Annotated in this window: 17 protein-coding genes and 3 pseudogenes; 10 read left to right on the plus strand and 10 right to left on the minus strand. The window is 62.2% G+C overall.

Annotation, left to right across the window (positions count from 1 at the left end; translation table 11 throughout):
• Positions 1-131 precede the first annotated feature (131 nt).
• From V5B59_RS17675 to V5B59_RS26300, 3 genes are all read left to right on the plus strand, one after another.
• On the plus strand, positions 132-869 hold the full coding sequence (locus V5B59_RS17675; RefSeq protein WP_332352134.1) for a pteridine reductase: 738 nt from the start codon (positions 132-134) through the stop codon (positions 867-869).
• A gap of 6 nt (positions 870-875) precedes the next feature.
• Entirely contained in the window at positions 876-1,784 is a 909-nt protein-coding gene (ttcA, locus tag V5B59_RS17680) for a tRNA 2-thiocytidine(32) synthetase TtcA (RefSeq protein ID WP_169068970.1), read from the plus strand.
• A 103-nt stretch (positions 1,785-1,887) separates the two neighbouring features.
• Positions 1,888-2,766: an FHA domain-containing protein gene (locus tag V5B59_RS26300; RefSeq protein WP_408612953.1), complete on the plus strand. Its 879-nt coding sequence runs from the start codon at positions 1,888-1,890 to the stop codon at positions 2,764-2,766.
• 74 nt (positions 2,767-2,840) lie between these two features.
• Here the strand turns inward: V5B59_RS26300 and V5B59_RS17690 are convergent, their stop codons facing one another.
• Positions 2,841-3,548 (minus strand): ComF family protein, encoded by a 708-nt coding sequence (locus V5B59_RS17690; protein ID WP_169068973.1) that lies wholly within the window; start codon positions 3,546-3,548, stop codon positions 2,841-2,843.
• Between the two features lie 69 nt (positions 3,549-3,617).
• Between V5B59_RS17690 and bioB the strand changes: the two genes are divergently transcribed.
• Positions 3,618-4,610 (plus strand): biotin synthase BioB, encoded by a 993-nt coding sequence (gene bioB / locus V5B59_RS17695; protein WP_034916692.1) that lies wholly within the window; start codon positions 3,618-3,620, stop codon positions 4,608-4,610.
• A gap of 15 nt (positions 4,611-4,625) precedes the next feature.
• A complete protein-coding gene (gene bioC, locus V5B59_RS17700) occupies positions 4,626-5,513 on the plus strand; it encodes a malonyl-ACP O-methyltransferase BioC (RefSeq protein ID WP_034916690.1) in 888 nt (295 codons plus the stop codon).
• Between the two features lie 28 nt (positions 5,514-5,541).
• Here bioC and V5B59_RS17705 read toward each other — a convergent pair whose 3' ends face one another.
• Positions 5,542-6,030: a disulfide bond formation protein B gene (locus tag V5B59_RS17705; RefSeq protein WP_169068974.1), complete on the minus strand. Its 489-nt coding sequence runs from the start codon at positions 6,028-6,030 to the stop codon at positions 5,542-5,544.
• Positions 6,031-6,042: 12 nt separating this feature from the next.
• Positions 6,043-7,206: pseudogene (locus V5B59_RS17710) on the minus strand (DesA family fatty acid desaturase).
• Between the two features lie 190 nt (positions 7,207-7,396).
• Here V5B59_RS17710 and V5B59_RS17715 point away from each other — a divergent pair.
• The 3 genes and pseudogenes from V5B59_RS17715 to V5B59_RS17745 all read left to right on the plus strand — a co-directional run bounded on the left by V5B59_RS17715 (position 7,397) and on the right by V5B59_RS17745 (position 9,952).
• Positions 7,397-8,127: pseudogene (locus V5B59_RS17715) on the plus strand (winged helix-turn-helix domain-containing protein).
• Between the two features lie 1,057 nt (positions 8,128-9,184).
• On the plus strand, positions 9,185-9,754 hold the full coding sequence (locus V5B59_RS26495; protein WP_434735631.1) for an ATP-binding protein: 570 nt from the start codon (positions 9,185-9,187) through the stop codon (positions 9,752-9,754).
• Positions 9,755-9,763: 9 nt separating this feature from the next.
• Entirely contained in the window at positions 9,764-9,952 is a 189-nt protein-coding gene (locus V5B59_RS17745; protein WP_169068979.1) for a hypothetical protein, read from the plus strand.
• A 67-nt stretch (positions 9,953-10,019) separates the two neighbouring features.
• On the opposite strand, the gene V5B59_RS17750 is transcribed toward V5B59_RS17745, so the two are convergent.
• The 5 genes and pseudogenes from V5B59_RS17750 to V5B59_RS17775 form a co-directional block, all read right to left on the minus strand.
• Entirely contained in the window at positions 10,020-11,360 is a 1,341-nt protein-coding gene (locus V5B59_RS17750; RefSeq protein ID WP_332352140.1) for a mechanosensitive ion channel family protein, read from the minus strand.
• Positions 11,357-12,623 (minus strand): annotated as a pseudogene (locus tag V5B59_RS17755) (RsmB/NOP family class I SAM-dependent RNA methyltransferase). Before V5B59_RS17755 ends, V5B59_RS17750 begins: the two are co-directional and overlap by 4 nt.
• Positions 12,620-13,177: a DUF3108 domain-containing protein gene (locus V5B59_RS17760; RefSeq protein WP_434735628.1), complete on the minus strand. Its 558-nt coding sequence runs from the start codon at positions 13,175-13,177 to the stop codon at positions 12,620-12,622. Before V5B59_RS17760 ends, V5B59_RS17755 begins: the two are co-directional and overlap by 4 nt.
• Positions 13,178-13,671: 494 nt before the next feature.
• On the minus strand, positions 13,672-14,325 hold the full coding sequence (gene purN / locus V5B59_RS17770; protein WP_332352143.1) for a phosphoribosylglycinamide formyltransferase: 654 nt from the start codon (positions 14,323-14,325) through the stop codon (positions 13,672-13,674).
• Positions 14,322-14,963, minus strand: a complete 642-nt coding sequence (locus V5B59_RS17775) for a DedA family protein (RefSeq protein ID WP_332352205.1) — start codon at positions 14,961-14,963, stop codon at positions 14,322-14,324. Before V5B59_RS17775 ends, purN begins: the two co-directional genes overlap by 4 nt.
• A gap of 64 nt (positions 14,964-15,027) precedes the next feature.
• Between V5B59_RS17775 and mutL the strand changes: the two genes are divergently transcribed.
• Entirely contained in the window at positions 15,028-16,842 is a 1,815-nt protein-coding gene (gene mutL, locus V5B59_RS17780) for a DNA mismatch repair endonuclease MutL (protein ID WP_169068983.1), read from the plus strand.
• Entirely contained in the window at positions 16,839-17,795 is a 957-nt protein-coding gene (gene miaA / locus V5B59_RS17785) for a tRNA (adenosine(37)-N6)-dimethylallyltransferase MiaA (RefSeq protein ID WP_332352144.1), read from the plus strand. Before mutL ends, miaA begins: the two co-directional genes overlap by 4 nt.
• Before the next feature lie 1,201 nt (positions 17,796-18,996).
• Here miaA and V5B59_RS17790 read toward each other — a convergent pair.
• Positions 18,997-19,899 carry a PEP-CTERM sorting domain-containing protein gene (locus V5B59_RS17790; RefSeq protein WP_034908857.1) on the minus strand — a complete coding sequence of 301 codons (903 nt, stop codon included), beginning with the start codon at positions 19,897-19,899 and terminating at the stop codon, positions 18,997-18,999.
• Positions 19,900-20,184: 285 nt separating this feature from the next.
• Positions 20,185-20,865, minus strand: coding sequence for an SOS response-associated peptidase (locus V5B59_RS17795; RefSeq protein WP_034908859.1), 681 nt, complete (start codon positions 20,863-20,865; stop codon positions 20,185-20,187).
• Between the last annotated feature and the right edge of the window lie 7 nt (positions 20,866-20,872).

Genomic DNA, 20,872 nt, shown 5'->3' on the forward strand with positions numbered 1-20,872 from the left:
ATCAGTTTTGTTACAGTTTACCGCGACGCCGATGGAAAGGAGCGTTTTTCGGAAGACGGTGGCAAGAATCCGCTAGAATCAACTCTTGGTTGCTTTCCTGATCGTTGGGATAGCATGGGGATGAGCAGGGGATGAGCGGAAAGACGATCTTGGTAACCGGTGCCGCCAAGCGGGTGGGCAGCGCCATTGCGCGCGAAATGCACGCAACCGGAGCCAACATCATGGTGCACTACCGCCAGGCATCGGCGGCTGCCGCAGCGCTGGTTGCCGAACTGAATGCGCTCAGACCCTTTTCGGCAGCTTGTCTGCAGGCCGATCTGCGGGACATCGAGACCTTGCCATGGCTGGTGACCGGCACCATTGATCGTTTTGGCCGTCTCGATGCCCTGGTGAACAACGCCTCAAGCTTTTTTCCAACGCCTTTCGGCAGCATTGACCAGGAGGCCTGGGATGATCTGGTGGGCAGCAATCTCAAGGCGCCGCTGTTTCTGACCCAGGCTGCCGCGCCACATCTGCTGGCTGCGCGCGGCGCCGTCGTCAACATCACCGACATCCATGCCGAAAGACCACTCGCCGGTCATCCACTGTACTGCGCAGCGAAAGCGGGCCTGCTGGGACTGACGCGTGCCCTGGCCATTGAACTGGGGCCGCTGGTGCGCGTGAATGCCGTTGCTCCGGGGCCGATCCTGTGGCCCGAGGATGGCTTTTTTGACAGTAGCACGCGCGCAGAAATCGTGGCACATACCTTGCTGGAGCGAGCCGGCTGTCCGCAGGACGTCGCCCGGGCGGTACATTATCTACTCGAAGACGCAACCTACGTGACCGGTCAGGTCATCAATGTGGATGGCGGTCGCAGTGCGCATCTGTAATTCATCATGCCATTGGAAAGGGCTCCTTTGGAACTGTCGAATACCCTGCTGCGCCTGAGAAAACGCCTGGAGAGCCAGGCTGGCAAGGCGATTGCCGACTACAACATGATCGAGGATGGCGATACGGTTCTGGTCTGCATTTCCGGCGGCAAGGACTCGTACACGCTGCTGTCGCTACTGATGGCCTTGCGTGAACGTGCACCGGTCGATTTTCGCTTGATCGCCATGAATCTCGACCAGAAACAGCCGGGTTATCCTGCTGATGTGCTACCGAGATATCTGACGAAAATTGGTGTCGACTATCGGATCGTCGAACGGGATACCTATTCGGTGGTCAAGAGCAAGATTCCGGAGGGCAAGACGACCTGTTCGCTGTGTTCTCGACTGCGTCGCGGCATCATTTATCGTACCGCCAAGGAAATCGGTGCCAACAAGATCGCGCTTGGTCACCATCGCGATGACATCGTACACACGCTCTTCCTCAATCTTTTCTTTGCCGGACAGCTCAAGGCAATGCCGCCCAAACTGGTCACCGACGACGGCGTGCATGTGGTGATCCGACCGCTGGCCTACTGCGGCGAAGCGGACATCGCGCGTTTCGCGCGCGGCATGGACTACCCGATCATTCCCTGTAATCTCTGCGGCTCGCAGGACAATCTGCAACGCCAGAAAATTCGCGAAATGATGGCTGACTGGGATCGGCGCTACCCTGGACGCACGGAATCGGTTTTTTCTGCGCTCCAGAAAATCGTTCCCTCGCATCTGGCCGACCAGACCTTGTTCGACTTCAAGGATTTGCGTCCCGGGACCGAGCTGACAACCATGGCTGGAGGCGATTCGGTGTTCGACCCGCAGCCACCCGGCGATCGCTGCTCATCGCCGGAAATCATTCCGCTACAGGTCGTGCGGCGATGAACAGCAAGCCCAGCAGCGATGATGACCGGCCTGCAGAATCGATGCAGCAGGCTGATGCCAAGGAACAAGACAGGGAGTACGATACATGAGCAGCAGAGAAAGGATGCTGTCGGTAGTGTTTGCTGCGGTTGCCGGGAGCTCACGACTATTCGAAAAACTCGCTGGTGCCGAAGCCCTGCACGCCGTTGACCGTTGCATGAAACGCATGCGCCGTGGCATTGATGGCTTTCACGGCCGCATTGTGAAGACCGGTCGGGACGACCTCACCGCAGTCTTCGCCAACGCCAACGATGCCTGCCAGGCGGCCATCGCCATGCAGCGGCGGGTCGCCGACCTGCCACCCGTCTCCGGCGTTCAACTGGCGATCCAGGTCGGTTTTCATCATGGAGCCGTGATCGAGGAGCTTGGTGAGTTCCTCGGCGAGTGCGTGAACACTGCGGAATCCCTGGCGAGGCTGGCCGGCGCCGGGCAGGTGTTGACCAGCGGCACCACACAGGTACTTTTGTCGCCGCATCAGCAGTTGTCGATACGCCCCCTGGAAAATCGGTCGATCGCCGGACAGCCTGCTGAACTGCAGGTCTTCGAAGTGCTCTGGCTTGAGCATGCGAGTGAGCCTGCCAAAGCGATTGTCGAGCCGCATGCGCCCGTGCAGGATAGGGAACTGCGGCTTTGCGTACGTTATGGTCACATTGTGAAAGTGCTCGACAAGCACCGAACCAGCCTGCTCATGGGCCGTGATACGAGTTGTGAGATCACGGTTCGCGATCGCCGCGCCTCTCGCAACCACGCGCTGATTGAGCGGCGAGGCGAGCATTTCGTACTTACGGATGTCAGTACCAATGGCACTTTCGTGACGGTCAACGGCGAGCAGGAGCTGTTTCTGAAGCACGAGGAACTTGCCCTGCACGGCAGCGGAATCATTGCCTTTGCCGCTCCAGCAGGCAGTTCGGGCGCAGACATCGCCGAATTCGAACATCTTTGAGAAGACCGGGCTGCTGCGCGTATAACGGTGCATGCCACTGGCGACACAGCAACTCTGTTCCGGAATGCCGGCGATTACGCAGGCAAGGTGCGGGCGACGACCAGCAACACCACCCGCACAGCACCGTGCAACTTCACCGTACGCGCCAATTCGTCCAGTGACGCGCCGGTGGTCATCACATCGTCGATCAGGAGTAGTCGCTTGCCGGTAAAATCCGATTCGCAGTGAAAGGCACCACGAACATTTCTTGCTCTTTCTCGCCAGGGTAGGTCAGCCTGCATGGCGGTGCGACGGATGCGGCGGCAACTGCGCGTGTCGATAGGGATTCGGCAGGCTTTGCCGACCGGTCGGGCGAGTTCGAGCGCCTGGTTGAAGCCGCGTTCGCGAAGACGCAGGGGGTGTAACGGCAAGGGGATGATCAGGTCGGCAAGCTCGTTCTCGCTCAGCAAGGCAAGATGGTGGCCGAAGTAGTCTGCGAGTGCCAGACGATGTCCATACTTGAATGACTGCACCAGCTTGTCCATCGGGAAGGCATAGCGAAAAGCGGCGAACGTGGCATCGTAGTGCGGTGGCTTGGCGAGGCAGCGGCCACAGACTTCACCATGCGACGTCGGCAGCGCACAGCGAGGACAGACTGGCAGCGGCAGTCGCGGCAAATCCGCCTCACAGGCTCGACAGAGGAGGTGCTCGCCGCTGTCGGCGCCGCATAACAGACAGTCCTGCGAAAGCAGCCTTGCGCACGATCTGCGGACCAAGCCGGCGCTTTGAGTTAAGATTGACATTTTTCAAGTGCTCGCAAAGAATCCGTACTGCCGGGCCTTAATTTACCCCAACCCTTAGGTTTACCGACCATGAATGCCATTCCTCAAGCCGCCGCGCTTACTCCCGAACATGCTGCCGCTGCAGCCCGCACAGCGTGCTGGACTGTCGCCGAAGTCGAGGCGCTATACCAGCTTCCCCTGATGGACCTGATCTTCCGTGCACAACAGGTGCACCGCGAGAACTTTGACGCCAATGAGATTCAACTCTCGACGCTGCTCTCCGTCAAGACCGGCGGTTGTTCCGAGGATTGCGGCTATTGCTCGCAGGCGGCACGCTACAATACCGAAACCGGACGTGAAGCCTTGCTGCCGCTCGACGAGGTCATCGCCGCGGCGCAGGCCGCCAAGGACAAGGGCGCCTCGCGCTTCTGCATGGGTGCTGCCTGGCGAGGTCCGAAAGACAAGGATCTCGCGAAAGTCAGCGAAATGATCCGCGCCGTCAAGGGCCTCGGTCTGCAGACCTGCGTCACCCTGGGCATGCTCAAGGATGGCCAGGCCAACGAACTCAAGGAAGCCGGTCTCGATTACTACAACCACAACCTCGATACCGATGCCTCTTTCTATGGACAGGTGATCACCACCCACAAGCACGCCGACCGCATCGATACCCTTGGCCAGGTACGTGAGGCCGGCATCAAAGTCTGTTCCGGAGGAATCATCGGCATGGGCGAGTCGCGCCGCAACCGCGCTGCGCTGATCGTCCAGCTTGCCAGCCTCAATCCGCCGCCGGAATCGGTGCCGATCAACAATCTGGTACCGATTCCCGGTACACCGCTGGCCGATGTTGCGCCGATCGATGGTTTCGAGTTCGTGCGCACCATTGCCGCCGCGCGCATCACCATGCCATCCAGTTTCGTACGTCTGTCGGCCGGCCGTCAGGCGATGGCCGAAGAACTGCAGGCCCTGTGTTTTCTGGCTGGCGCCAATTCGATCTTCTACGGTGACAAACTGCTGACCACCGGCAACCCTGAAGCCGATCGTGATCAAGTGCTGTTCGAGAAGCTTGGGCTACGGCCGATCTAGGCGAGCCAGTCGTCAATGAAGGCACCGGCGCAGTTCGTCGAGCAGCGCCAGGTGCGACGAAATTTTGCGCGGGCGGCGTCGACCTACGACGAGGTAGCAGTTCTGCAGCGCGAAATCGGCAGTCGCATGCTCGAACGCCTCGACTATGTGCGTATCGAGCCGCAGCGTGTCCTCGATCTCGGTTGCGGCACCGGTGCCAGTCTCACCGCGCTGCGTGAACATTATCCCAAAGCTTTGCTTCTTGGCGTCGATCTTTGCGCAGCGATGCTGCAGGCGGGACAGGCACAACGCTCGCGGCTGCGCTACTTGCTGCCGTTTCTGCGCGGCAGGCAAGCGCCGCTGCTGGTCGCGGATGCAGCCTGCCTGCCCTTGCCAAGGCAGTCGATCGATCTCGTCTGGTCAAATCTGATGCTGCACTGGCTTGATGATCCACTGGCAGTGTTTCGTGAAGTGCATCGGCTGCTCGCCATCAATGGGCTGCTGATGTTCTCGACTTTTGGACCGGACACCCTGAAAGAACTGCGCGCCAGTTTTGCCGATGGTTACGTCCATACCCAGCGTTTTACCGACCTGCACGACTACGGCGACATGCTTGTCGAGTGTGGTTTTACCGACCCGGTGATGGATGCGGAGGTCCTGACCATGACCTACGCGAGCTTTGACGACCTGCTCAACGATTTGCGCAGAAGTGGCTCGACCTGTGCCATGCGGGCTCGCCGGCATGGCCTGATGGGGCGCTCGGCCTGGGCCGCGGCGCGCGCTGCCTATCCACAACTCGCGCACTCCGGACGGCTGCCGGCGACCGTTGAAGTGGTCTATGGACATGCCTGGAAAGCGCCACCGAGAAAGACCGCTGACGGGCGGGCGATTGTCCGTTTCGATCCCAGACAGCGCATGCGTTGATCCGGCAACCTGCGTTTCAGCGCGGTCTCTAGCACTCGCCGCGCCTCATCACCAGTACGGCAGCGACGACCAGAATAGCCAGAAAACAAAGACAAGACCAGTTGGCCATCGACAGGCCGAGGAACAGCCAGTCCTTGCTTGAACAGAAACCGGTGGCCATGAACAGCGACGGCCAGCGTACGCCAAACCAGTCGACAATCTGCTCGATCAGCGTCGGCTCACCAAAACCGCAGGCCATGCTCGCGTCGGGCAGAAGCTGCAGCCAGCTCTGGTAGGCTGCGGTCGCCAGGCCGCCGGCTGCCGTCAGGCCGAGCGGCACGCCCCAGAAGCGGGAGTAGCCGGGCAACAGCACACCGGCCAGCGCGAACAAGGCAATCAGCAGATAGAGCAGGCGCTGAAAGATGCACAGAGGACACGCCTGCAGCCTGAGCATCTCGCCGAGCAACCATCCGGCCAGCGTCAGACCGGTCGCCGCCAGCATCAGCAGGCCGAAGGCAAGACGCGGCGAAACGCGCATCAGTGGGCTCGATCAGGCCAGTACATAGCTGCGCAGGCGCAGCGATAGTTCCTGCAACTGCCGAACTCCCGAATGCTCGGCGCGCTCGCACCAGTCCTGCAAAGCCTTGAGCAGATGCTCGCGGGACGCGTTCGAGCGTTCCCAGACGGCCACCAGTTCCTGGCGCATGGCGTAAGCGGTTTGCAGCGCACGGCTCTCGCCGAGCAGCAACTCGAGCCGCCCGCGCTGTTCCTGCGGAACAGCACCGGCATCCGCCGCCAGCCAGCGCTTCATGCCCTTGAAGCGACTGCCGTCCTGCAGCGTGACGAGTTCCTCGCGATATACCTGTTTCAGCGAGCGAGCGTACTGCGACAGTACGTCGTAGCGGTTAATGATTACCGCCTGCAGGGTGTCGAAATCGACGACCGGCCGCAGATGACCCAGACGCGGTCTGGGTGCCACCTTCTTCACCTGCGCCAGGCCAAGCGCAGAAAGGATGCGGATATAGAGCCAGCCGATGTCGACTTCGTACCATTGGATCGACAACCTGGCAGAAGTCGGAAAGGTGTGATGGTTGTTGTGCAGCTCTTCGCCGCCAATCAGGATACCCCAGGGGGAAATGTTGGTGCTGGCGTCCGGGGAAGCTGAAATTACGGTAGCCCCAGAAATGCCCGAGACCATTGATCACGCCAGCCGCCCAGAATGGAATCCAGGCCATCTGCGCAACCCAGATCAGGGTGCCCGGCAGCACGCCAAAACCGCCATGTCGATGGCCAGCATGATCAGGACGCCGAGTTTGTGCCACGGCGAGTAGAGATGATTCTCGATCCAGTCGTCGGGTGTGCCGCGGCCGTAACGCTCGATGGTATCCTGGTTTCGGGCCTCCCTGACGTAGAGGAAGACGCCGGTCCAGAGGACCCTGTGGATGCCGAAAACCTGCGGACTGTGCGGGTCTTCCGCAGTCTCGCACTTGGCGTGATGCTTGCGATGGATCGACGCCCACTCCCTGGTCACCATGCCGGTACTCATCCACAGCCACAGGCGAAAGAAATGTGCGACCAGCGGATGCAGATCCAGCGCACGATGCGCCTGATGCCGGTGCAGGAAGATGGTCACCGCGGCGATCGTGACATGCGTCAAACCCAGGGTGAGCAACACATAAGCCCACCAGGGCCAATCGACTAATCCAGCGTACATAAACCGTCCTTTAATGAGCAAGCACGCGATTCTAAGGCAATAAGCCGTCGTGCCAAAGCAACTTGTCAGAAACTTTGACAAACCCTGGGGGTATTCGCCACCGGCAGGCTTTGTGGGTCGCCGGCAGGCCAAACACGGCCTTCTCGGGTGCACGTGTGTACGCACAGCCACAAGCCGTTATCATTGGCGAATGAAAACACATATCCTGCTGGTCGAGGACGATGAGCGCCTCGCCAACCTGACCGCCGAGTACCTGCGCAAGAACGATTTCGAGGTCCAGATCGAGCCGCGTGGCAACACTGCCGAGGCACGCATTCTCGACGAGCGACCCGACCTGGTCATTCTCGACGTCATGCTGCCCGGCAAGGACGGATTCGAGGTCTGCCGCGCCGTCCGCCCGCAGTACGGCGGGGTGATCCTGATGCTCACGGCACGCGACGAGGACTTCGACCAGATCCTTGGCCTGGAACTGGGTGCCGACGACTACATTGCCAAACCGGTACAGCCGCGCCTGCTGCTGGCGCGCATCAAGGCCTTGCTGCGCCGCTCGCCGGTCAACCCGGGCAGCACTGGCAGCAACTGGCAGCGAACCGGCGAACCGCGAACCTTCCGAACTGGCTTTTGGCAGCTTTCGCATCAGCCAGGCGACGCGCAGCACGCAGCTCGGCAGCGATGGCATCGACCTGACCACAGCCGAATTCGATCTGCTGTGGCTGCTCGCCCGCCACGCCGGCAGCATCCTGTCGCGCGACGACCTGCTGCAGGAACTGCGCGGCATCGGCTTTCGACGGGCTCGACCGCTCGATCGACGCCCGCATTTCAAGGCTGCGCCGCAAGCTCGGAGACGACCCGGAAAACCCGACGCGAATCAAGACCGTGCGCGGCAAGGGCTATCTGTTCAGCAAGCATGACTGGCAATAGCAACAAGCTGCTCGCCATCCTCGGGACTTACAAGCCGGCGCCCTGGCGAGGGCGCTACAGCCTGTCCCGGCTGTTCTTCAACTTCTACCTGCTGGTCATGGGCTCCTTCGTGGCCATCGCGATCTTTGCCGACTTCGTCATTTCGACTGCGGTCAAGGGCATCACCGACGACTACACCAGCCGCTTCATGCGCGGCACGGTGCTCCTGATCGAAGACGAACTGTTCCGCAGGCCACGTTCGGAATGGCCAAAGACGATCGCAGCGCTCGATCGGAAGTTCGCCTACAAGCTTGACATCGTCGACCGCTGGACGCTGAATCTGCCGCCAATACAGGCGAGAGAGCTCGATAGTGGCGAACTGGCGATCGACGCGCAGGGAGACATCATCTACCACCGCCTCAAACAGACCCCGCAGATTCTGGTCGTCGGCCCGATTTCCCCCGAGCGCAACCCGGAATACCCGCGCGGGATGCCGCTCGATCTACGCATCAGTCTGCTGACCTGGAGCCTGATCGGTGTCTGCCTGGCGATTGTCGTCTGGCTATGGGTGCATCCGGTCTGGCGAGATCTGGAAGCGATGCGACAGACCGCACGCGCCCTCGGCGAGGGACTCTTCGCGGCGCGCGCGCCCAAGCATGCGCAGCAGCGCTTTCAGACCGCTGGCCGAAACTCTGAACGGCATGGCCGAACGGATCCAGCGCCTGATTGCAACGCAGAAGGAGTTGTCGAGCGCCATCTCGCACGAGTTGCGCACACCGATTGCGCGCCTGCGCTTCGCGCTCGAGATGCTGGCGGAAACCCTGACCCAAACGAGCGCGAGCGTTTGTGGCGAATGATGGAAGCCGACCTCGATGAACTCGACGGCCTGATCGATTCCAGCCTGACCTACGCCCGCTTCGAGCGCGAGCAGCCTGACCCGCACCTGACCGCGGTCGAGATCGCTCCCTGGCTTGAAGAACAGGTGGAGGCCAGCCGCGTGCTGGCGCGCAAGCTTGAGCTGCAGGTCGACAACACCGCCTTGCCGCCGCTGCTGCGCGTCGAACTCGATCGCAGAAGCATGCCCTACGCGATCACCAACCTGCTGCGCAACGCCATCAAGTACGCCAGGACGCGTATCCGGGTCAGCGCGGAAGTGCGCGATGGCCGGATCCAGGTGCACGTCGACGACGACGGCATCGGCATACCGGCTGATGAACGTGAACGGTCTTCTCTGCCTTCACCCGCCTCGACCGTTCGCGCGACCGTGCGACCGGTGGTTACGGACTCGGGCTGGCGATCGCACGACTGGTACTGGAACAGCATGGCGGCAATGCCAGCGCCGCGGCATCACCGCTTGGCGGGGCCCGCTTCACGCTCAGCTGGCCCCTGTCACAGAACGTCACGGAAAGCTGACGCAATTGCTGCAGACGAATGCTCTGGTCGGCCTCTATCATTGCTTCCCATGTACAGAACAACGATCAAGGAAGACAAGATGAGCGACTTCAAGCTGAACTGCGAGCACTTCCTCGCCACTACACGTCAACACTTCTTCGCCAGCGACTCGGCCTCGTCCGGCCAGCAGGGCGTTTCTGAAGATGATTCTGCGGATCACTTCGGCGAAACAGCGCACGGCGCACACTGCGGGTAGATGAGGGCGGTGGCGCAACTCCCGCAGCCCTTCCCGGTGGCTGAAGGAATCGGCATCTTCATCGGGATTGTCGCCTGGGATGTGCTCAGCGCCGGAGAAATGGAACTGCTCAAGGCTTCGCTGATCGCCGCCGTCGGCGCGCTGGTCTGGTACGGCGCACGCTGCTGGCTGAGCAGGCGCAGGCGCCGAACATCATGACCGTATCAGCAAATGGTTTGACCTCCCTGTAGCCCGTCGCAACGATGGGCCTTCAATCCCGCGCAGATTACGGCGCGGGATTTTTTTCGTCACGAGAAGCGCCAGGCACGCTCGCTGACGGCATACCACCAAGCAGGCGTACCTCGCGCTGCGGGAAGGGAATCTCGATGCCGTGCTCGCGGAACGAGCGCCAGATCATCAGGTTGATCGCCGAACGGACGCCACCGGTCCCCTCCTGCGGGTCGGCAATCCAGAAACCAAGCTCGAGATTGATGCCACTATCGGCAAACAGTGTCAGCAGCGCTTGCGGCGCAGGTTCGGCCAAGACGCGCGGCTGTGCCTGCGCCGCCTCGGTCATCAGGCGCATCGCCTGCTCGAGATCGGTGCCATAGGCCACCTGTACCGGTACCATCATCCGCAGTCGTGAATCGGTGAAGGACTCATTGCGCACGATGTTCGACACCAGGTACTCGTTGGGAATGATCACCTCGGTACCGGCCAGTGTGCGCAGGACCGTATAGCGGGAAGTGATCTGGGTGACGACTCCGGAGGTCGTCGCGTCGAGACTGACCAGGTTACCGATGCGAATCGATCGGTCGAGCAGAATGATGAAGCCACTGACGTAATTGCTGGCGATTTCTGCAGGCCGAGTCCGAGACCGACGGCGAATGCGCCACTGAACACCGACAGAGCAGTGATGTCGATGCCGACGATCGACAGGCTCAGCAACAAGGCCACCACCGACAGCACTGCCTTGACCAGGCGGCCCAGCACCACGCGCAGATTCGAGTCCAGCGTCTCGCTGGCGAGCAGGCGAGCCTCGATCTCGCCCGAGAGCCAGAGTGCGACCAGGACTGTGACGACGACGGTCAGCAGGCCGGTCAACAGGGTCCACAGGTCGAGCTTCTGCTTGCCGACGTGGAAGCTCACCTGTTCGAGCATCTCGATCAGAGGTTCCGCTAGCCCGGTCAGATAGAGCGCCAGGCATAACCAGATGGCTGGTGGCGATGAAGCGCTCGGAACTGGCCAGCCAGCCACTCGGCGAGAAGGCGTGGCGCAGAACATAGATCGCCGCCCGCACCAGCGCCATCGAGAGCAGCAATGGCACGGCCAGATCGAGCAGGCTGACCGGCCCGAGCTGCCAGTGCCTGAAACTCTGGCGGACAATCAACACCGACAGCAGCGCCAGCAGGGGAAACGCGACGCGCTTCAGGCTACCGGTACCGAAGGCGCGCAAGGCACCGTGCGCCGTACTCACGCGCGCGAACTCGTGCCGTCGGCCGTAGCGCGCGCCCCCCCAGGCGAGCAGCAAACTCGCACCCAACGCCAGCACCTGCCAGAGAAAAGCCGGATCCTGAAAATCCCGCCAGAGGTCGAACAGCAGGGCAAACATCTGCTTTTCGGTCATCGCCGCTCCATTACTGCAGCATAAAAGGCGTCGGTCCCGTGATGATGCGGAAACAAGCGCAGGCGCTCGCCGACGTCGATCGCGATCCCCTGCCTGGTCAGGACATCCTGTGCAGAACACAGAACAAAGTCCGGGTGCGCCGCCAGGAAGGCCTGGACCACCGCCTCGTTCTCGACTTCGAGCAGACTGCAGGTCGCGTAGACGAGGCGTCCACCCGCTTTGACCAGACTCCCGGCGGCCGCGAGAATCGCCGCCTGTTTGACCCCCAGCTCGGCAACACTTGCCGGCGTCTGCCGCCACTTCAAGTCCGGGTTGCGACGCAGGGTACCGAGGCCGGAGCATGGCGCGTCGACCAGCACCCGATCGAGTTTGCCGGCAAGGCGCCGGATCCTGATGTCACGTTCGGATTCGATCCGCAGCGGATGCACATTCGACAGGCCGGAACGTGCCAGGCGTGGTTTCAGCCTGGCCAGCGCCGCTCGGCGACGTCGAAGGCATAGAGCCGGCCCTGCGAACGCATCAGCGCTCCAAGCAACAAGGTCTTGCCACCCGCACCGGCACAGAAGTCGGCGACCATTTCGCCGCGCTTGGGCTGCAACAGGAAACCGAGCAGCTGGCTGCCCTCGTCCTGCACTTCGATGCTGCCATCGATGAATAACGGATGCTTCGACAGGGCCGGCTTGCCGAGCAGACGAATTCCCAGCGGCGAATAGCGACAGGCCTCGGCCGCCAGCCCGTCGGCCAGCAAGCGCGCCAGCACCTCCGACCGACCAGCCTTCAGGGGATTGACGCGCAGATCCAGCGGCGCCGGCTGATTGAGAGCGTTTGCCAGGCGATCGACTTCATCGGCTGCGTACTGCGCCATGAACTCGGCGTACAGCCAGTCGGGCAGATCGAGGCGAACCGCCGGCGGCAGTTCGTCGATCTTCACCGCCTTGGCCTGTGCCAGCCATTTGCTCTCGGATTCGCTCAGCACGCCCTCCAGCTGGCGCCGGTTCATTCCCTGCAGGCAGGCCAGGGCGGCGAGCAGCAGCCGCCGCGAGTCACCTCACCGGCACAACGCGCCGACAGCGAGCGCTTGCGACGCAGCACGGCGAACACCGATTCGGCAACGAAACCGCGGTCGGCATGGCCGAGTTCGCGATGCTGGCGAAAATAGTGGGAAACGACCAGGTCGGCTGGAAAAGCCGAGCGCAACAGTTCCGACAGCAGTGCTTCGGCGTGGCGAAAGAGGGCGGGAGTAAAACGCGCGCTTGCGGTCATTGCGGTTCCTGGCTGATTTCAATGGCGGTCGCGACCTGCACGTAAAGATCGCCCTTGCGGTCAACATGCTGGATTTTCACCGGCAGCAGCGCACGCTGGTAGGCCAGCCAGAGTTCGGTCGTGGCCACGCCCGGCACGCGCAGGTGCAGGCAGCGAAAGGTTCCTGCCGGAACCTCGACGTCCTCGTCGCCGACGACTTCGACTCGATAGTCTGCATATTTTTTGCCGGTCACGATCGGCAAGCTGCGGCTCGCGCCGAGGTCAGGCAACAAGCCCAACTGGTAGGGAAAGCTCAACAGGTCCTGCGTACCGGGGCGCAAGGCCTGCGCCGGCCGATCGCCGATCCGCAACTGCAGCGCATCCCAGTCGAACTCGGCTCGCTGGTCGCTTGCGCGCCCCTTCTGGTGGGTCATCACCCGCTCGGGAAGCAATCCGGCAGCGGTCCACCGGCCGCGACTTTCGACTTCGAAATCCGCAGCGGCCGGAAAAACCCGACCAGTCCGTTGGTTTCGGTCACCGCCGTGATCCGGTATCTGCCGTCGACGACTTCCCAATCGTGGATCGAGAAACCGATCTGAAAACCCTGATCGCCGCGATCGACGCGGTAACGAATCCTGCCATGCGCCGGCAATTGCGACGCGACCGGCGCCGAATGGGCAAGCGGTGACGGGATTGCCGGCAACAGGTCCGGCATGGCCTCGAGTTCTTGACTTCCTTGTAGCACAGGCGCCGGGTCGGGCTCTTGCGCAGAGACGGGCGCCGGGGTCGCCGCTGGCGAATCACGAGCGCTCAGCACCGACCGGGGCGCGGCTGACGCCGTCGGCTTGCGCCGCGCCGGATGCCGATTCGCTGCCACAGGCTTCACTTCAGCCTTCGCCTCCGGCTGGAGGGACGGCAGAGGCGCTGGCGGCGTCTTCAGTTCAGCAATCAGCGTCGGCGGCTCGCTACCGGCCGACCAGTCGATCTCCGGAGCAAAGAGCAGCAGCGAGTGGACACCGAGCGAGGCAAGGAAGGCGATGATCAGAACGACAGGCATCGGCTCACCGAATTACCCCGCGACGAGCTGCGGAGCGATCAGCACCACGCCGCCAGCCTGCGGCGCATCCAGCGATACGCGTCCGTCACGCAGTCGCAGGCGGCCTTCGGCAAACCAGCGCACCGCCAGTGGGTAGACCTGATGTTCCTGCGCCAGGACGCGCGCGGCAAGCGTCGCCTCGTCGTCGTCGTCGAGTACCGGTACGGCTGCCTGCACGATGACCGGTCCATGATCCAGGTCGGGGGTCACGAAGTGTACGGTGCAGCCGTGAATCCGGACGCCTTCGGCCAGCGCGCGGCGGTGCGTGTGCAGGCCGGGAAATGCCGGCAACAGCGAAGGGTGAATGTTGATCAGGCGATTCTCGTAGCGACGCACGAAAGCCTTGCCGAGAATCCGCATGAATCCTGCCAGCACCACGAGGTCTGGTGCGAAGCCGTCAATTGCCGCGGCGAGCGCGACATCGAATTGTTCGCGCTCGGCAAACCCTCGATGGTCGATGACGCACGTCGGCACGCCGTGTGCTTCGGCGGTCTGCAGGCCCAGGGCATCGGGCCGGTTGGAGATGACGCCGACGATACGCGCCGGCATCGCTCCGGAAGCCGCAGCGTTCAGCAGCGAAGTGAGGTTGCTGCCACGCCCGGAGATCAGGATCACCAGGGTAATCATGCGCTAGCCTTGTGGTGTTGCAGCCAGCCGACGAACACCGGCAGCAGCGAAATCACGATGATCGCAACGATCACCAGCGTCAGATTCTGCTGAATCCACGGCAGGTTGCCGAACCAGTAGCCCGCCAGAGTCAGCGAGCCGACCCAGCCGATCCCACCGATCAGATTGAAGAAAGTGAATTTTCCGTAGCTCATCGCGCCGATGCCCGCCACGAACGGTGCAAAGGTGCGAAACAGTGGCAGGAAACGCGAAATGACCAGGGTCTTGCCGCCGTGCTTCTCGTAAAAGGCGTGCGTCTTTTCGAGCGCCGATCGGTTGAAAAAACGCGATTGCTCCCAGTGGAAGACCTTTGGCCCGAGATAGCGGCCGATCTGGTAGTTGAGCATATTGCCAAGCAGCGCTGCGGCAATCAGCACCGCGAGCAGGACGCCGATCTGCATGCCACCCAGCGCTGCCAGCGCACCGGCGACGAAGAGCAGCGAATCACCGGGCAGGAAAGGCGTCACCACGAAGCCGGTCTCGCTGAAGATGATCACGAAAAGGATCGCATAGATCCACGACCCGTATTGCTGCACCAGTATCGCCAGGTGCTTGTCGAGGTGCAGGATGATGTCGATAAAGCTGGTCAGGTATTCCATCGTCAGAAAGGAGGCTGGAGGCAAGGAGCGATTCTACCGGAAGCCGGGCCGGTATAATGAGCCGATGCCCGAAACCACCCGCATCCATCTCCTGCCCGATCTCTTGATCAGCCAGATCGCTGCCGGCGAGGTCGTCGATCGGCCGGCCTCGGTACTCAAGGAACTGCTGGAGAATGCCCTCGACGCCGGCAGCTCGACGATCCAGATCCAGCTCGAAGAAGGCGGCGTCAAACTGATCCGCGTCATTGACGACGGTGACGGCATTGCACGCGACGAACTGGCGCTGGCACTGGTCCGCCACGCGACCTCGAAGATCAGCTCGCTCGATGACCTCGAACGCGTCGGCACGCTCGGTTTCCGTGGCGAAGCGCTGGCCTCGGTGGCCGCCGTCGCGCGGGTCACCATCGCCAGTCGGCAGCAGGTCGGCAGCACCGCCGGACAGCATGCCTGGCGGCTCAGTGCGGAAGCGGGGGCAACGCCCGAACCGGCCTCCCTGCCCTTCGGAACCGTGGTCGAAATGCGCGATCTTTATTACAACACGCCGGCACGCCGAAAATTCCTCAAGTCCGACAACACCGAATTCGCCCATTGCGCCGAAGCCGTCAAGCGCATCGCGCTGGCCCATCCAGAAGTGGGGTTCACGCTCACGCACAATGGTCGTGTCAGTCTGCACCTGCCCAGGAGCGATGTGCGAACGCGTGCCGGCGCGATTCTTGGCGAGGATTTTCTCGCCGAGTCGCAGCGCCTTGACGCCGCTGCCGGGCCACTGCGCGTTCTTGGCTTCTGCGCGCTGCCGGCCTACTCGCGCGCCCGCGGCGACGCCCAGTACGTCTATGTCAATGGCCGTTTCGTTCGCGACAGGCTATTGAGCCATGCCCTGCGCGAGGCTTACCAGGACCTGCTGCACGGCAGCCGCTACCCGGCTTACTGTCTGTTTCTGGAAGTCGATCCGGCGACTGTCGATGTCAATGTCCACCCGCAGAAGACCGAGGTCCGCTTCCGCGACGCGCACTCGGTGCACCAGTTTGTCTTCCATGCCGTGCAGCGGCTGTTGTCGAGTCCGCTGGCAACCCCGCCAGCGCCGACTGCGCAGATGCCGGCAGCAGACGAGTCGTCATCGCGCTGGCCCGATCATCCGGCGAGCGCGACCCAGGCCGAGCGCCCGACCTTCACCGGCCAGACAGCGTACCAGGGTTCTCTCGGCGTTGGCGAACCTGCCAGCAACAGTACTTACCTGGCGTTCGCGCAGGCCGCGCAAGTCCCGGATTCACTGCCGCCAGCCGCCGAAGCCGAAGCAGCGCCGCTTGGTTATGCCCTCGCGCAACTGCACGGCATCTACATCCTGGCGGAGAACCGCCAGGGTCTGGTGGTCGTAGACATGCATGCGGCGCACGAACGCATCCTGTACGAGAAGCTCAAACACGCACTCGACGAGCAAGGACTGGCGACGCAGGCGCTGCTGATTCCCGCGGTGTTCAATGCCGAAGCGATCGACGTCGCCACCGCCGAAGAGCATGCCGCAGCACTGCGACAACTCGGTTTCGATCTCGCGCCGATGGGTCCCCGGCAGCTCGCGGTGCGTGGCGTTCCATTCCTGCTGCAGGCCGCCGACCCGGCCGCGCTGGCGCGTTCGCTCTTGAACGAACTGCGCGAGCATGGCGTCACGCAACTGCTGACCACAGCGCGCAACGAGTTTCTCGCCAGCATGGCCTGCCAGGGCGCAGTGCGCGCCCGGCGGTTGCTGTCGCTGGCGGAAATGAATGCTCTGCTGCGGCAGATGGAGGAAACCGAACGTTCCGGCCACTGCAACCATGGCCGTCCAACCTGGACGCAGTTGAGCATGACCGATCTCGACCGCCACTTCCTGCGCGGCCGATGAGCGAGGTCGCCGCACCTCCGGGAGTTCTGCCGCCGGCAATCCTGCTGATGGGACCGACCGCCAGCGGCAAGACCGCGGTGGCGCTCGAACTTTCGCGGCGCTTCCCCGTCGAGCTGATCAGCGTCGATTCGGCGCAGGTCTTTCGCGACATGGACATTGGCACCGCCAAACCCGACGCGGCAACCCTGGCCGAATTCCCACATCAACTGATCGACCTGATCAGCCCGCAGGAAGCCTACTCGGCGGCCCGCTTCCGTGCTGACGCACTGCGCGCAATGGCAGCGATCACGGCGCGCGGCCGCGTGCCCTTGCTCGTCGGCGGCAGCATGCTCTACTTCAAGGCACTCGTCGACGGCCTGGTCGACTTGCCGGCAGCCGACCCGGCAACACGTGCGGCGATCGACCGGGATGCCGCTGCCCGGGGGTGGCCGGCGCTGCACGCCGAACTCGCCGAGGTCGATCCGGCAACGGCGGCGCGCCTGCAGCGCAGCGATGCACAACGCATCCAGCGCGCGCTCGAAGTCTTTCGCCTTTCCGGCCGCCCGCTGTCGGCGCTGATCATGAGCGAGGAGAAAGCGGCGCCGCCCTACCGCTTCGTTTCGGTCGGCCTGCTGCCCTCGGATCGTAGCGTCCTGCACCAGCGCATCGCCGACCGCTTCGCAGCGATGCTTGCCGCCGGGCTGGAGGCCGAAGTCGAGTGCTTGCGCAAAACATACCACTTACATCCTCATCTGCCGTCGATGCGCTGCGTCGGTTACCGGCAGGTGTGGGAAGTCCAGGACGGCCTCGCGCCCCGTCGCGAACTGCGCGAGCGTGGCATCTACGCCACCCGCCAGCTCGCCAAGCGACAGATCACCTGGATCGGCAACACGCTGCGGCCGCAGACCGTCGATTGCCTGAGCCCCGATCTGGCCGGTCAGGTCAGCCGGATCATCGGCAGCATCTTCGCCTGACCGCAAATCCACACGGTGACTGGTCATCGTCTGTTCCATCTGCATCGGTAGCAGCAGCAGCGGTTTGCCGTGATCGAGGGCGATGTCGGTCATCCCGCCAGCGTGGCAGATGATCGCCGTGCACTGCTTGACCACCTCACGCATCCGCAGAGGTATTGCACTGAACGTGACATGCTCGGATTCGTGGCGTTTGCGGACTTGCTCAGGCAGTCCCGCCGCGTAGATCAGATAGCGCGCCCGGCTCTTGGCGATGGCATTGAGCAGGGGTTCGAGATGCTTGTAGTCCGACTTCAGGTAGGCAAAGACGCGTGCTCCGTCGCCCAACGGCCAGAGCGGGTCGGCACCCATGTTCAGGCTGTTGATCGGGCCGAGATACTCGCCATCCTGGCGAACACCATAAACATCGAGCGGCGGCCGCGCACAGATGTAGGTCGCCTCCGCTTCGAACAGATCGGCCACCTGACGGATCAGCGGGGCGCCCAGTCTTTGCAGAACGGTGTTGCAGTTGCGCGTGCTCCGCTCGTCGGTTTCCGCGAGGCGCGCCTGCTCACCAGCGCCACTGGTCCACCAGCGGTAACGCGGCAAGGGACGCACGCGCGGCGGAACGGCAAAACTGTTGCCGAGAAGCAGGCGTGGGATGCCGAGACCGCGAGCGGCGAGCAAGGCGGTCGGCGCCATATCGAAAACCAGCAACTGCGGCTGCAGCAGTTCCCACAAGCCACGCCAGGCCATCGCCATCGCCAGCAGACCTTCGGGATGGAGAAAGCCGAATCGGTAGAGTGTCTCGGTGAAGTTGAGGTCTGGTGGCAAACCGAACACCGGGGTGAGCCACACCGGAGCCTGCAGGAACTCGATCCGATGCGGACCGAGCACCGCCTCGGCGCGCGAAATATCTCGCAGGACCAGCACCGGCCGATGCCCTCGCTCCCTGAGCTGCAGCGCAATCGGCAGGTAGCGCGCAACATGTCCAAGAGCTGCCCCCAGTTCCCAGTTCAGTACAATCGTGGCCATCCAGCAAGCGCTCTCCCCGGAAAACGCAACGGGCGCCAAGACGCCCGTCAGGTGCGACCAGACGCCACCAAGGCGCCGAGCAGAGACGCGGACTCGCGTCGGTCGGGTTAGCGTAGCCTAAGCCGACATTCTGAACCACGAATGCCGGCTTAGGCCATGTGCAGGCTAGCCGGACCTACGGGCTTGCCTCCTAAGCTCGCTGCCGGCGCCGCCTGAAACCGAGTGCCGCCAGACCCATGCCCAGCAAGCCGAGCGTGGCCGGTTCGGGCACCGCCGTCGCAGTAATGCCAATGCCGGGGATCGGCGTGTTATTCGATTGGTCGGGATCACCAAGGGACCCATGGGATGAGCCCGTACACTGGGTTTCGCCGACGCTGGCGGCGAAGGTGGCAACTTCGCCATAGCCACCATAGCCGCAATCGGTAGTTGTTCCATAATCGCCATGCGCGTAGCCAACCAGATCATAGACGATACTGGTTGACTGCCCCGAATTCAGGATGCCAAGATCGACGTTAACGTAAGTGCCGTTCCAGAAATAGCTGGAGCCGGATTGCGTGGCCCCATCCAGGATGGTTCCGCTCGTCGTCAGGGTACCATCACTTTTGATCTCGGCTTCGCTCTTGAACAAGGAGGTTGTACCGTCACGGGTAATGCTTGCTTTGTATCCTGCGGAACCCGTGCCACCGGCACCATTGTCGCTTGCCGACAAGCTCCCATAATAGATGAAGAAGCTGAAGGCGTAGTGCTGTGCGACACCGCTGTCATTGGTAATACCCCAGGAGCGAATGAAATGCCCGCTGCTGTCAAACTTGCCGCTGCCGTCACCGCTGGCGCGGTAAGGACCCACCGCGTTGCCAAAAGACGAACCGTTAGCAAAAAAGATGCCGCTGCTACTGTTAGCGTTAGCAGACGTGAAGCTTGAACTGGTATTCGGACCGTCTGTGCCGGGTGTGCCGCCGACAGCCATAGCCTGCGCGTCGGCACTCAGCCCGTCGACAACCGTCGCCCCGGCGGGCAGTGCGAGCAGCATACCTACGCTCGCCAGGAGAACCGCCAGCTGCTTTGGCGAAGCGAGACTAACATCCTTTTTCATGGTGACTCCTTCAGATGATCACTTTTTGACGAACCGTAAAGAGCAGCCGCCAATCCTCGCCCCAAACACGAAGCTGCATACCACTCTCTGCCGTCAACAAAAGCAATAATTGCGCCAATTTTTGGAACCGTAAAGATACTCCTTTAAATTCAAATAATTGGTTTAATTTCTTTTGGAAGCACGCGAGACTATTCGGCAGTGTCCAAGCCGGCGCTGTAAAAAAATCCGACAGTGGTAGCGCGCAGCAGGTCCGAGAGCTGCCCCCAGTTCTGAAAACCAGGTCCACTATACTTTTACGATCAAGGACTGCTTGCGAGACCCAGGCACCTCTGCCTTGAGGGCATCTGCGGGATATGGGTTCAGGAATTCCGAGCTGCACTGCGCATCGGCTCGCAGCCAGTCGTCGTAGCGATCCTCGTGCAGGATGACCACCATCCGCTTTTCATCCGTGGGCTTGTGGAACTGGCGCATCAGCGGATGGGATTCCGCATTGATGGTCAGCATCGTGAAACTGTGCATGGCCTTGCCCTGAGGTGATTGCCAACAGGACCACAGGCCGGCGACCCCCATGGGTTGGTCATCGGCACGGGCAATGCGCGTGGCTACTGCTTTGCCGGAACGCCAGTCTGGTTCATAGATGGCGTCGGCTGGCACGATGCAGTGATGCGACTTTTTCCACGCATCACGAAAACTGGGCTTCATTGCGACAGTCTCAGATCGGGCGTTGTAGGTTTGCCGGGCGATCCTGGTGTCGGTGGCCCAATGCGGGATCAGTCCAAAGGAACCCAGCAGTACTTCACGTTCGGGGAGCACTTCGTCGCCAAGGTCAACGAATTCTTGCCGACGAATGAACGGGCCCAGGTAGCCGGGCCACATATCCCACTTGCCACCTTCCGGGACGTCGTCCAGTCGAAAGTGGCTTTTCAATATTTGTCGGTCTTTGACGGATTCGAAATGGCTGCACATCGCGCCA

Source organism: Candidatus Accumulibacter contiguus, assembly GCF_036625285.1.
In the GTDB taxonomy this organism is placed as follows: domain Bacteria; phylum Pseudomonadota; class Gammaproteobacteria; order Burkholderiales; family Rhodocyclaceae; genus Accumulibacter; species Accumulibacter contiguus.

Coding starts and splice junctions, on each gene's coding strand:
- mutL (WP_169068983.1), top strand. CDS start 15,028: ATGCCCGAAACCACCCGCATCCATCTCCTGCCCGATCTCTTGATCAGC.
- ttcA (WP_169068970.1), top strand. CDS start 876: ATGCCATTGGAAAGGGCTCCTTTGGAACTGTCGAATACCCTGCTGCGC.
- bioC (WP_034916690.1), top strand. CDS start 4,626: ATGAAGGCACCGGCGCAGTTCGTCGAGCAGCGCCAGGTGCGACGAAAT.
- bioB (WP_034916692.1), top strand. CDS start 3,618: ATGAATGCCATTCCTCAAGCCGCCGCGCTTACTCCCGAACATGCTGCC.
- V5B59_RS17690 (WP_169068973.1), bottom strand. CDS start 3,548: ATGTCAATCTTAACTCAAAGCGCCGGCTTGGTCCGCAGATCGTGCGCA.
- V5B59_RS17750 (WP_332352140.1), bottom strand. CDS start 11,360: ATGACCGAAAAGCAGATGTTTGCCCTGCTGTTCGACCTCTGGCGGGAT.
- V5B59_RS17790 (WP_034908857.1), bottom strand. CDS start 19,899: ATGAAAAAGGATGTTAGTCTCGCTTCGCCAAAGCAGCTGGCGGTTCTC.
- V5B59_RS26495 (WP_434735631.1), top strand. CDS start 9,185: ATGCCCTACGCGATCACCAACCTGCTGCGCAACGCCATCAAGTACGCC.
- V5B59_RS17675 (WP_332352134.1), top strand. CDS start 132: ATGAGCGGAAAGACGATCTTGGTAACCGGTGCCGCCAAGCGGGTGGGC.
- V5B59_RS17795 (WP_034908859.1), bottom strand. CDS start 20,865: ATGTGCAGCCATTTCGAATCCGTCAAAGACCGACAAATATTGAAAAGC.
- miaA (WP_332352144.1), top strand. CDS start 16,839: ATGAGCGAGGTCGCCGCACCTCCGGGAGTTCTGCCGCCGGCAATCCTG.
- purN (WP_332352143.1), bottom strand. CDS start 14,325: ATGATTACCCTGGTGATCCTGATCTCCGGGCGTGGCAGCAACCTCACT.
- V5B59_RS17775 (WP_332352205.1), bottom strand. CDS start 14,963: ATGGAATACCTGACCAGCTTTATCGACATCATCCTGCACCTCGACAAG.
- V5B59_RS26300 (WP_408612953.1), top strand. CDS start 1,888: ATGCTGTCGGTAGTGTTTGCTGCGGTTGCCGGGAGCTCACGACTATTC.
- V5B59_RS17705 (WP_169068974.1), bottom strand. CDS start 6,030: ATGCGCGTTTCGCCGCGTCTTGCCTTCGGCCTGCTGATGCTGGCGGCG.